Annotated in this window: 9 protein-coding genes and 1 pseudogene; all 10 read right to left on the bottom strand. The window is 61.6% G+C overall.

What is annotated here, in order from left to right; translation table 11 throughout:
* Positions 1-192 (bottom strand): annotated as a pseudogene (locus AC1DV9_RS28985) (efflux transporter outer membrane subunit); the annotation flags it as partial.
* Between the two features lie 156 nt (positions 193-348).
* Entirely contained in the window at positions 349-3,456 is a 3,108-nt protein-coding gene (locus tag AC1DV9_RS28990; protein WP_477951282.1) for an efflux RND transporter permease subunit, read from the bottom strand.
* A gap of 46 nt (positions 3,457-3,502) precedes the next feature.
* Positions 3,503-4,723 carry an efflux RND transporter periplasmic adaptor subunit gene (locus AC1DV9_RS28995; RefSeq protein ID WP_477951283.1) on the bottom strand — a complete coding sequence of 407 codons (1,221 nt, stop codon included), beginning with the start codon at positions 4,721-4,723 and terminating at the stop codon, positions 3,503-3,505.
* Between the two features lie 155 nt (positions 4,724-4,878).
* The gene (locus AC1DV9_RS29000) at positions 4,879-5,481 is read right to left on the bottom strand and encodes a TetR family transcriptional regulator (protein WP_310297508.1); all 603 of its coding nucleotides are present in this window, start codon (positions 5,479-5,481) and stop codon (positions 4,879-4,881) included.
* A 96-nt stretch (positions 5,482-5,577) separates the two neighbouring features.
* Complete coding sequence (locus tag AC1DV9_RS29005; RefSeq protein WP_477951284.1) at positions 5,578-6,522, bottom strand: phosphoribosylaminoimidazolesuccinocarboxamide synthase; 945 nt, start codon at positions 6,520-6,522, stop codon at positions 5,578-5,580.
* A 75-nt stretch (positions 6,523-6,597) separates the two neighbouring features.
* Entirely contained in the window at positions 6,598-8,343 is a 1,746-nt protein-coding gene (locus AC1DV9_RS29010; protein WP_477951285.1) for an SLC13 family permease, read from the bottom strand.
* Positions 8,344-8,458: 115 nt separating this feature from the next.
* A complete protein-coding gene (locus AC1DV9_RS29015; RefSeq protein ID WP_477951288.1) occupies positions 8,459-9,145 on the bottom strand; it encodes a phosphoribosyltransferase in 687 nt (228 codons plus the stop codon).
* A gap of 14 nt (positions 9,146-9,159) precedes the next feature.
* Positions 9,160-9,966 carry a pseudouridine synthase gene (locus AC1DV9_RS29020; RefSeq protein ID WP_477951287.1) on the bottom strand — a complete coding sequence of 269 codons (807 nt, stop codon included), beginning with the start codon at positions 9,964-9,966 and terminating at the stop codon, positions 9,160-9,162.
* Between the two features lie 175 nt (positions 9,967-10,141).
* On the bottom strand, positions 10,142-10,348 hold the full coding sequence (locus tag AC1DV9_RS29025) for a hypothetical protein (RefSeq protein WP_112390942.1): 207 nt from the start codon (positions 10,346-10,348) through the stop codon (positions 10,142-10,144).
* 139 nt (positions 10,349-10,487) lie between these two features.
* Positions 10,488-10,826: a hypothetical protein gene (locus tag AC1DV9_RS29030; RefSeq protein WP_112390939.1), complete on the bottom strand. Its 339-nt coding sequence runs from the start codon at positions 10,824-10,826 to the stop codon at positions 10,488-10,490.
* Between the last annotated feature and the right edge of the window lie 440 nt (positions 10,827-11,266).

The raw sequence follows: 11,266 nt of genomic DNA on the forward strand, positions 1-11,266 counted from the left end.
CACCAGCGAATTCAGCCGCTGATCGCGATAGGCCGTCCACCACTGGGCGGTCGCAACATCACCATTGCTCTTGACCCCGCCTTCACCGAACTTCGCGGGAAGCGGCATCTCCGGGGGGACATGATCCGGACCGCTCACGCAGCCGGCCAACAAAAGCATCAATGCCGGTGTGGCATAACGAAGAGATACCATGCAATGTTCTTCCTGTAACTCGACCAAGTTCTAAATTTCTTGTCCGAAGCATCATGCTTCGCAATCGGCCGCGCTCCGTGCCAACGAGATACACCATGCCGAAGCAGTTCCGCGGCAATGTAGCAATGAGTCAGTCATTCTGGCAGTGTATTTTTATCACACTCCCGCCTCATTTTTGCGCCGCGAGAAGACCCGGCGAATGACCACAAAGAAGGACGGAACGAAGAAGATACCGAGCGCGGTCGCCGCCAGCATGCCGCCGAGAACGCCGACACCGATGGCATTCTGGGCCGCCGAGCCGGCCCCGGTCGCGATCGCCAGCGGCACGACGCCGAGGATGAAGGCGAGCGAGGTCATGATGATCGGCCGCAGACGCAGCCTTGCCGCTTCGAGAGTCGCCTCCAGAAGACTCATCCCCGTCTCCATGCGGTCCTTGGCGAACTCGACGATGAGAATCGCATTCTTCGCCGCCAGTCCTATCGTCGTCAGAAGGCCGACCTTGAAGTAGACGTCGTTGGCCTGGCCGAAGAGCGTTGCCGCGGCAAGCGCGCCGAGCACGCCGACCGGTACGGCCATGATCACCGAGAACGGGATCGACCAGCTTTCGTAAAGCGCTGCAAGGCACAGGAAGACGACGAGAATCGAGATCGCGTAGAGGATCGGCGCCTGCGAGCCGGAGAGCCGCTCCTGATAGGAAATGCCCTGCCAGGCAACGGTATAGCCGCCGCCGAGCTGCGCCGTCAGCGCTTCCATCTCGTTCATCGCGTCACCCGAGCTGACACCCGGCGCCGAGGCGCCGTCGAGCGGGATGGCGCTGACCGCATTGAAGCGGGCAAGCGAAGGGGCGCCCTTTGCCCATTCCGTCGTGGTGAAGGCGGAGAAGGGCACCATTTCGCCAGCCGTGTTGCGGGCATACCAGTGATCGAGATCGCTCGGCTGCATGCGGAAGGGGGCGTCGCCCTGCACATAGACAGGCTTGATCTCGCCGTTCAGCGTGAAGTCGTTGACGTCGCGGCCGGTAAAGATGATCGACAGCATCGAATTGACCGAGGCGATGTCGACGCCCATCGCACCGATCTTTTCCTGATCGATGATGATCTTCATCTGCGGTTCGACTTCCTTGTTGTTGCTGCGCAGAGCGACGATCTTGCCGCTGCTGTTGCCCATCTGGATCAGCCGCTTCGATGCCGCATCGAGTGCCTGGGTGCCATGGCCGCCGGTATCGACGAGATACATGGAGAAGCCGCTGGATACGCCGAGGCCCTGGATGGCCGGCGGCAACAGCGCGAAGACCTGCGCCTCGCGGATGGTAAAGAAGTTCTTAAGCGCACGATTGACGACGGCCTGCGCATGCAGGTTCTCGTCGGTGCGCAGCGAGAAGTCCTTGAGCTTGGTAAAGACGATCGCGCTGTTCTGGCCCGAACCGTTGAAACCGAAGCCGAGAGCGCCGAAGACCGAATCGACGGCGTCCTTCTCGTTCTCGCGGTAATATTTCTCGACCTTCTCGACGACGGCCTGGGTCTGCTGCGAGGTGGAGCCTGGCGGCGTGGTGACGATTGTCAGCAATACGCCCTGGTCTTCCTGCGGCAGGAACGAACTCGGCAGTTTCGTGAACAGATAGGCACATCCGCCGCCGACGATCAGGAACAACAGCATGACGCGGACCGGCCGCTTCAGCAGGTAGCCGATGGTGCGGACGTAACCGTTGGTGGAATGGGTGAAGTTGCGGTTGAACCAGTCGCCGACGCGGTTCTTCTTGTGCTCGTTGACCGGCTTCAGCATCGTGGCGCAAAGCGCCGGCGTCAGCACGATGGCAACGAGGGCAGACAGCAGCATCGCCGAGACGATGGTGATCGAGAACTGCCGGTAGATGATGCCGGTCGAGCCGCCGAAGAAGGCCATCGGAATGAAGACGGCGGTCAGAACGAGCGCGATACCGATGATGGCACCGGTGATTTCACCCATCGATTTCTCGGTCGCTTCGAGCGGCGAGAGCTTCTCTTCAGACATGATGCGCTCGACGTTCTCGACGACGACGATGGCGTCGTCGACGAGCAGACCGATCGCCAGGACCATGGCGAACATCGTCAGCGTATTGATCGAATAGCCTGTCGCCGCAAGGATGCCGAAGGTTCCGAGCAGAACGACGGGCACGGCGATCGTCGGGATCAGCGTGGCGCGCAGGTTCTGCAGGAAGATCAGTAGCACGACGAAGACAAGCACGATCGCTTCGATCAGGGTGTGGACGACCTTTTCGATCGACAGCTCGACGAAGGGCGTCGTGTCGTAGGGATAGGTGATTTCGACGCCTTCGGGCAGCGAGCCACTGATGCTTTCGAGCGATTCACGGACGCGGGCGGCGGTGTCGATGGCGTTGGCGCCGATCGCCAGGTTGACCGCGAAGCCGGTCGAAGGCTGGCCATTGTAGCGGGACGAGCCGCCGTAGCTTTCCTGGCCGATCTCGATGCGGGCGACGTCGCTGAGGCGTACCGTCGACCCGTCCTTCTCGACCTTCAGGATGATGTGCTCGAAGTCGGCGACGGTCGTCAGCTGGCTCTGGGCGGTGATCGTGACGTTCAGCTGCTGGCCTTCGGTGGTCGGCTGAGCGCCGAGCGAGCCGACGGAAACCTGCGTGTTCTGCGCCTCGATGGCCGAGGTCACATCGCTTGGCGTCAGCTGGAACTTCTGCAGTTTGTAAGGATCCAGCCAGACGCGCATGGCGTAGCCGGAACCGAAGATATTGATGCTGCCGACGCCTTCGAGGCGCTGCACCTGATCTTCGATCGAGTTCGAAACGATGTTGCCGAGATCGACGGAGGAACGCTTGCCATCGGTCGAAACCAGCGACCCGACGAGCAGGATGCTCGAGGTAGAGCGCGTGACGCTGATGCCGGCGTCGATGACGTCTCCCGGCAGCTGCGACTGGACGAGCTGCAGCTTGTTCTGCACCTGCACCTGGGCGATGTCGGCATCGACGCTGTTGCCGAAGGTCAGCGAGATGCTGGCCGAGCCGGTCGACGAGGTCGAGGTCATGTAGGTGAGGTCGTCGAGGCCGGTCATGCCTTTTTCGATGATCGTCGTCACCGATTTCTCGACGGTTTCTGCGCTGGCGCCGCGATAGGTGGCGTTGATGCGCACCGTTGTCGGGGCGATGTCAGGGTATTGCGAAATCGACAGCGTATAGATGCCGAGCAGGCCCGCGAGCATGATGGTGATCGCGATGACCCACGCAAAGATCGGGCGTCGGATGAAGAACTTGGCCATCAGTTTATTCCTGTGCGGCTTGGATCACTGTGAAAGGCGTCGCGACTTACTTCGCGGCGGGCTTCTGAGCGTCACCGGCCGCAGGCTGCTCAGCAGCCACGACCACACCGTTTTCATTGATTTTCATGGGAACCGGCTTCACCGGCATGCCTGGCGTAATGGATTGCAGACCGCTGACGATCAGCTGGTCGCCGTCCTTGATGCCCTGCGTGACGAGCCACGCGTTGTTGGAGGGCGTGGCGTCTTCGAAGACGCGGCTTTCGACCTTGCCATCGGCAGAGACGAATTGCGCCGTCAGGCGGCCGTTGGCATCGCGGCTGGTTGCGAGCTGGGGCAGCGCATAGCCGTTTTCCGAGCCGAGCTCGACGGTGGCGCGGACATACATGCCGGGCAGAATGACGCGGTCGGGGTTGGGGAAGAGCACGCGGATGATGAAGGTGCCGGTCGTCTCGCTGACGATCTGCTTCGACATATCGAGCTTGCCCTTCTGATTATACTCCTTGCCATTCTCCAGGATGACGCGGAAGGCGACGTTGGCGCCTTCACCCTTCACTTCACCGGAGGCGATCGCATCGCGGAGCTTCAGAAGATTGGTGCTCGATTCCGTCAGCGAAATGTAGATCGGGTCGAGCTGGCGAACCGTCGTCAGCGCCGTCGTCTGGTTGGCGGCGACGACGTTGCCGACATTGTAGGCGGTCTGGTCGATGACGCCATCGAAGGGAGCGACGATCTTGGTGTGGTCGAGATCGATCTGCGCCGAGGCCAGCGAGGCCTTGGCGGAGGCGACTTCGGCCTGGGCCTGGAGCAGCGTCGTCTTGGCGGTTTCATATTCGATCTGTGTCGCACCGCTGCCGACGAGGCGCTGGTAGCGGTCGAGATTGCTCTGGGCGCTCGGAACGCTGGCTTCCGCCTTGGCAATCGCCGCCGTCGCCTGCTCTACCGTGGCGATATAGGGCGCGTCGTCGATCTGGTAGAGAAGGTCGCCCTTCTTGACTTCGCCGCCTTCGCGGAAGGCGATTTCACGGATGATGCCGCTGACCTGCGGGCGGATATCTGCGGTCTGGAAGGCTTCAGCACGGCCAGGCAGGATCGTCGTCACCGGGTAATTCGCCTTGGTGAGTGCGACAACGCCGACGGGCGAAGCCTGCTGGGCAGCCCCTGCCGCGCCAGCGCCGGCGGCTCCCTGCTTGTTGCCGCTATCGCTGCAGGCTGCGAGCAGTCCGCAAATTGCCAGAGCCGAGATGATGAGGAGGGCACGCCGTATCATTATGAATTCCTTGATGCAGATGGCATTCACAGACCGGACCAGCCTTCCGGCCGGCAACAAGCGACATATTAAAAGGCTGGTTGATACGGATTCAAATGCCATCAATCCGAATTTAAGAAAAGCTTTCCGAAGTGACGTATGTCAGGAATCGTCACTTAGCAAGCGCTATTTTGCAGTGCGGTATCAACAAAACAAACGATATCGTGTGCTTTGTGAACGAGCGTTTCCTTGTCATCGCGTGCAATCAGCACCGGATGAAGGACGCAGGCCAGCACGTCGGCGACGGTGATTGCGGCGCGATGCGGGTCGGCGCAGCGGTAGGCGCCGGAGGCGACGCCGTCCTGAATGATCTGCTGGAGCCGCTGTTCGATCCGCTCCCGGTAGCGGTTACCCGCCTCGAACTTGGCTTCGATGGTCGTCAGAACCATCTCGAAGATATAGGGGTTGTCCTTGATATCCTGCAGATGGCTGTCGAGCAGGCGGAGCACGAAGCGCTGCAGCCGCTCCTTGGGCAGCATCTCGCCGTCGACGGAGCCGAAGCGGTCGGCCATCGCTCCGAGATGGATTTCGGCAATGGCATCGACCAGCGCCGTCTTGGAATGGAAATGCTTGAAGACATTGGCAGGCGACATGCCGAGGGCGGTCGCGATGTCGGCGATCGAGACGGCGACATAGCCCCGTTCACGAAACAGCATCTCTGCCATCGACAGGATGTCGGCGCGTGTCTCTTCGGCCTTTCGTCTCGGCCTGCGTGCCATTCAGCCCCCTGCCGGTCTTTGCCGGCTCGCTTTCATTCAATGCTAGCGCGATCGAAGCCCGGCCTGCAAGCATCTCTGCAGGCCGGCTTCAGGCGCTCAGGCGAAATAGGGCGCCAGGTTGCTGCGCACACGGGCGAGGGGCGTTTCGCCGCTGTCATCGGGGATGAAGGTCTTTCCGGTGATCGCCTCATAGGCCTTGATATAGACGGCCGAGGTCTGCTCGATCAGATCGGCGGGGATTTCCGGGATCGCGTCCTTATAAGGGTCGCAACGGTCGGCGACCCAGGCGCGGACGAAGTCCTTGTCGAAACTGACAGAGCGGCCGCCGCTTTCGAATGCGGCCTGATAGCTATCGGCCAGCCAGTAGCGGCTGCTGTCGGGCGTATGGATCTCGTCCGCGAGGATGATGTTGCCCTCGGCGTCGGTGCCGAACTCGTATTTGGTGTCGACGAGGATGAGGCCGCGCTTGGCCGCCATTTCCTGACCGCGGGCAAAGAGCGCCAGCGCGTATTTCGACAGCGTGTCCCACTGCTCCTGCGTCAGCAGTCCTTTGCCGGTGATTTCGGCGGGTGTCAGCGGCGCGTCGTGGCCGCCGTCGAATTCCTTGCTGGTCGGCGTGATGATCGGTTCCGGCAGGATCTGGTTGTCGCGCATGCCGTCGGGAAGGGTGATGCCGTACATCTGGCGCTCGCCCTTCTTATAAAGAGTGAGGATCGAGGTGCCCGTGGTGCCGGCCAGATAGCCGCGCACCACGACTTCGACCGGCAGGATGTCGAGCCGCTTGCCGACGACGACATTCGGATCGGGATAGGCGATGACGTGGTTCGGGCAGATATCCTTCGTCGCCTCGAACCAGTAGCGGGCGGTCTGCGTCAGCACCTGGCCCTTGTAGGGAATGCAGGTGAGGATGCGGTCGAAGGCGCTGAGACGGTCGGTGCTGATGATGATGCGGCTGCCATCCGGAAGATCGTAATTCTCGCGCACCTTGCCGCGGTAGTAGTTCGGCAGTTCGGGGAAATGGGCTTCGGATAGGATTCGCACGGGCTCAGCATTCCTTTGTCGGAGGGGTTCATCCCTGCTCTAGTTTCATTGCGGGCGATGTCAAGCAAATGGCGGTCAAAGCCAGACGGCCGCGACGATCAGCACCGTCATTATATAGCCGAGCAGCGCGAGAGGGCCACCGGCGCGCAGGAAGTCCGAAACCCGGTAGCCGCCGATGCTCATCGCCAGCGTATTGTTGTGATGGCCGAAGGGCGTCAAGAAATCCAGCGAGGCCCCGGCGGCCACGACGATCAGATAGGCTGCCGGTGGATGATGGGCGGCGGCGGCGAATTCCAGCGCGATAGGGCTGAGCACGATCGCGACCGTGGCATTGTTGACGAAGGGCGTCAGCGCCATGGCGATGAACAGCAGCAGCGCGATGCCGGCAAGCGGCATGGAGATCGGCACGGCGAGGCTCAGCCAGTGTGCCAGCACTTCGGCGGTGCCGGTCGTCGCCACCGCCGAGCCGATCGGGATCATGGCGGCCAGCATAATGACGATCGGCCAATTGATATCGGCCATTGCCTGGCGGATGTTGAGAAAGCGGGTCACGGCGAGCACGAAGACGACGGCGGCGAAGGCGATCTCGGGCCGCAGCAGACCGAAGGCCGAGAGTGCGACACCGGCGGCGAAGATCGCGAAAGGGCGCCACGATCCCTTGACGCTGCTTGTTGCCGGTTGCGTCGCCAGCGGCAAGCATTCGCATTCCTCGAGCGCCTCGGCGATCGCATCCCGCGTGCCTTCCAGAACCAGGATATCGCCGATCGACAGCTGCAGATCCTCGAAGCGGCCTTCGATGCGTGGCGAACGCATCGATAGCGCCGATACCGAAACGCCCCGATTGCGGAAGACGTCGAGCGAGCGGATGCGCGAGCCGATCAGCGTGCTTTCGGGCATCACGACGGCCTCGATGCGCGCGAAATCGGTCTGCAGCCCGTTCGGATGGGTGGGTGCGGCAAGGGCTCCCTCTGCCTCCAGATCCGAAAAGACGGCATCAGCGCCTTCGGCAAGCAGTATGTCTCCCGCAGTGATCACTGATTGCGTCAGGCTGCCGAAGACGAAAGTGCCGCCGCGGATCAAAGCATGCGGTTGCAACCCGAAACGCTCGGAGCAATCGGCCAGCCGTGTGCCGGCGAGCGGCGAGGTGACCGGGATTTCTCGCTCTGCGACGATGCGGCGGGTCGCGGGCGGCGGCGCCGAGACGTCGCCTTCGGTTTCCGGAAACAGACGGACGGCGAGGGCGGAGACGAGCAGGATCCCGGCGATTGCCACCGGCAGGCCCGCATAGGCGAAATCGAAGAAGCGGAACCCCGTTCCCGTTGCCTTTGCCAGGGCATCGCTGACGAGCAGATTGGCCGGCGTGCCGATCAGCGACACCAGGCCGCCAAGCAGCGCGGCGAAGGAAATCGGGATGACCAGCTGGCGCCTTGGAATCTGCAGCACCGTTCCGGCGCGCAGGGTCGCAGGCAGCATGATGGCGAAGGCGCCGATATTGTTCATGAAGATCGAGATGAAGCCGGTGATCCCGGCAAGTGCGGCGATGACGGCGGCATTCGGACAGCCGGCCGATTGAAAGCGCTGGGCCAGCCCGTCGAAGAATTTCGCCTGCGCCAGGACCTGAACGATCAGCAGTATTTCGACGACGGTGATGACGACAGGGCTTGCAAAGCCCGAAAAGACCGCCTCTGCCGGGTAGAGCTTCAGAAGAAATCCGGTCAGCAATCCGCCAATCGCCACGACTTCGATGCGGAAACGGTCGAGGGAAAACAGAACGAGCATCGCAGCAAGGAGGACCAGCAGAGAGGCTTGCTCGACATTCATGGGCAGGCTCGCGTTGCAACCGTCAGCCGAATGTAGCGGCCAGGGCGCGGCTGTATAGAGAGAGGCGGGAGAAAGATCGCATAATCCTCAGGACCGGCCGCGTTGGCGGCGGTGATCAGAGCGCCGGAACGCGCCAGCGGCCGTCGGCCGTCTTTTCCAATATCGGCGTCGAAAACACGCCGATCGTCCGGGCCGGCCAATGCGGTCCCGATGCTGCCAGCCTGTCGCGCCAGCGATCCGATTGCAGCATCGCCGCACCGATCACCACCGGCTCGATGCCGCAGGCGCTAAGCAGGTTCAAGCCTGAGACGATCGAGGCGCCGCTCGATATGACATCGTCGATCAGGGCGACACGGCGGCCTTCGAGCAAAGGCAGCATGCGCGGGTCTATATAGAGACGCTTCTGCTGGCCGGGCGTGGTGATCGACGAGAGCTCGACGGACAGCTCGTCGCGATACCAGAATTTGCGGGAGGTGCCGAGCGGCACATAGCGCGCATGACCGAGCTTCTGGGCGACGGCCGCCGCAAGGGTCAGGCCAAGCGTCGGCAGGCCGGCGATCACGTCTGGTTCGAAGGCTGCGAGCTTTGCGGCCAGCGCCGCTGCCAGCGTATCCAGAACGGTAAAGCTCGCCTGATTGACGATCAGCGATGCCAGCGCGTGCTCACCGTCCGAAAGCATGCGGATCGGCAGACGAAGCTGGCGGCCGTCCTCGAGCCCGGCAACATAGAAATCAGTGAAAGTGCCGGATGCTTCGAAGCTGCCGGGGGCGTGGATCTCCTGCCAGAAGTCGTGGGGGGCCATGGTCATGCTGCGGTTCAATCCCGTCTTGTCTTTTCCATGCCGGTGCGGCGGCGCAGATCGCGAAGCTCGGTCTCGGTCAATGCCCGGACGGCGCCCTTCGGCAATTCACCGAGCTCCAGTCCGCCGATCGCCACGCGCACGAGCCGCAGGCATTCGGTATCGAGCGCCTCCAGCATGCGGCGGATCTGGCGGTTGCGGCCTTCGTCAAGTTCGACCTCGATCCAGGAGTTGCGATCGCCGCTGCGCAGCAACGTTGCCGAGGTCGCCTTCAGCAATTCGCCATCATGGCGCACGCCATAGGTCATCTCCGCCAAAAGTTCGCCGTCCATGATCCTGCCGACCTGCACATGATAGGTCTTGGTCACGTGGGTGATCGGGTCGAGAAGCGTCTGGGCGAATTTCGTGTCGTTGGTAAACAGCAGCAGGCCTTCGCTGGCCTTGTCGAGACGGCCGACCGGCGACAGATGCGGGGCGTCGAAATCCTTCAGGCAGTCATAGACGGTCGGCCGGCCCTCGGGATCGTGGCGGGTGGTCACCAGGCCGCGCGGCTTGTTCAGCATCAGGTAGATCTTGTTTTCGGCGGCGATCGCCGTGCCATCGACCGATATCTTGGCCGTCGAGAGATCGACCCAGGCGCTGGCATCGGTGATCTTGCGCCCGTCGACGAGCACCCGCCCGTCGGCAATCAGACGCTCCGCCTGGGTGCGGGAACAGAAGCCGAGCTTCGACAGGGCGCGGGGCAGGGTGACCCGCTTGCCGCTGGCATCGGGGCCGGGCCGGGCGCGGTCACGCAGTTTCTGCGGTGGGCGCCGTTCCTTCAACGCGCTGTCCTTCTTCCATTCATGGCGAAGGTTCTTGGCACGAACGGCAAACGGGCGCCAGCATGGGCGGTCAAAATCCAGAGAATTTCAGGAATTGCAGTATAAGAGCGGACGTCAAAAACCAGCGGCGCGAAGAGCGCCGTCTAAAAAGGCAGTCTGAGCGTCGCCGTGCCGCTCAATGATAGGCCAGGAAACCAGCGAGTTCCTGACGGCTGATGGTAATGCCGGCCGCAGCCTTCACAGGGTCGGGATGCGTATAGGACAGGCTTGCCATTTCAGGCAGGTCGAGAGCCTGCTGCATGTTCATGATGCCGATCGCGCGACGGCCGTTTGCGCTGTTGACGCTGACCTCGACGATGCAGTTCGTCTTCCTGTTTTCCATGATCATTTCCTCCCTCCTTATTATGCTTGAATATCTGGCATTAAAAGTAGGTTTTTATGAGACATAAGTATTTACGGACCTTGGCGAATTTAAGATCACCAAGGTCCGTAAAAAGTCATAGTTATTGTGCGTCGCGGTATCAGCGCCACCAGTTGCGCTGCGGCGGCTGTTGCTGGCCGCTCAAGAGATAGCCGGCGAGAAAGCCGAGCGCGCCGACAAGGGCGAGCGCCGTGGTCGTGGCTGCCGGGTGCTCGCGGGCAGCGCCTGCTGCGGCGACGCCTTCGGCGCGGATCTGCGCGACCGCATTCTTGGCCTTGGGAAGCGCGTCGTCATAAGCCTTGCCGGCGCGGTCGCGGACTTCATAATAGGCTTCGGCGCCCTGGGCGGATATCATCTTCTGCAAACGCGACACTTCCTGCTGGAGGGAAGCGATGTCCTTGCTGACGGACGAACGGATGTCATCGGTATTGGCTGCCATAATGGTCTCCTTTCCTGCAATGGTGAGAGAACACCGCAGGACGGATTAGGTTCCGCGCCGATGGCGGCTTTGCGAAGCCGGTTCTTTAGCATTCCGTGAATTATATCGGTGAGGATCAGGCTGTTTCCGCAGGCTTTTTGCGGTTTCCGGAGGGGCGGAAAGCGATTTTTTGACCGGTTGATAAAGATTTTCGGCGGGAGAGCGCTGTAAAGGGCGAGACTGTGAATAATTCACTCGAGAATCTCCGAGCCAAATCAATCTGTTACAAAAATGTCAAAAAACTTTGTTGGGCAGTGTTGACTGCTCAGCGGTGATAGCCGTATAAGCCGCGTCACTGAACGAGGGCGGCGGCGCTGCAGGCGACGAAGTCTTTCGCTCTAGGATTTCTTGAAGGTTGGCCTTTGAGGCTGATTTGTTCCCAGGCTTTCGGGTTTGGGTGC

The sequence above is a fragment of the Rhizobium sp. 01L410 genome (assembly GCF_056400165.1).

Excerpts from the sequence above, each read along its gene's own strand:
- AC1DV9_RS29010 (WP_477951285.1), bottom strand. The coding sequence starts at position 8,343 with ATGAATGTCGAGCAAGCCTCTCTGCTGGTCCTCCTTGCTGCGATGCTC.
- AC1DV9_RS29030 (WP_112390939.1), bottom strand. The coding sequence starts at position 10,826 with ATGGCAGCCAATACCGATGACATCCGTTCGTCCGTCAGCAAGGACATC.
- AC1DV9_RS28990 (WP_477951282.1), bottom strand. The coding sequence starts at position 3,456 with ATGGCCAAGTTCTTCATCCGACGCCCGATCTTTGCGTGGGTCATCGCG.
- AC1DV9_RS28995 (WP_477951283.1), bottom strand. The coding sequence starts at position 4,723 with ATGATACGGCGTGCCCTCCTCATCATCTCGGCTCTGGCAATTTGCGGA.
- AC1DV9_RS29025 (WP_112390942.1), bottom strand. The coding sequence starts at position 10,348 with ATGGAAAACAGGAAGACGAACTGCATCGTCGAGGTCAGCGTCAACAGC.
- AC1DV9_RS29015 (WP_477951288.1), bottom strand. The coding sequence starts at position 9,145 with ATGGCCCCCCACGACTTCTGGCAGGAGATCCACGCCCCCGGCAGCTTC.
- AC1DV9_RS29000 (WP_310297508.1), bottom strand. The coding sequence starts at position 5,481 with ATGGCACGCAGGCCGAGACGAAAGGCCGAAGAGACACGCGCCGACATC.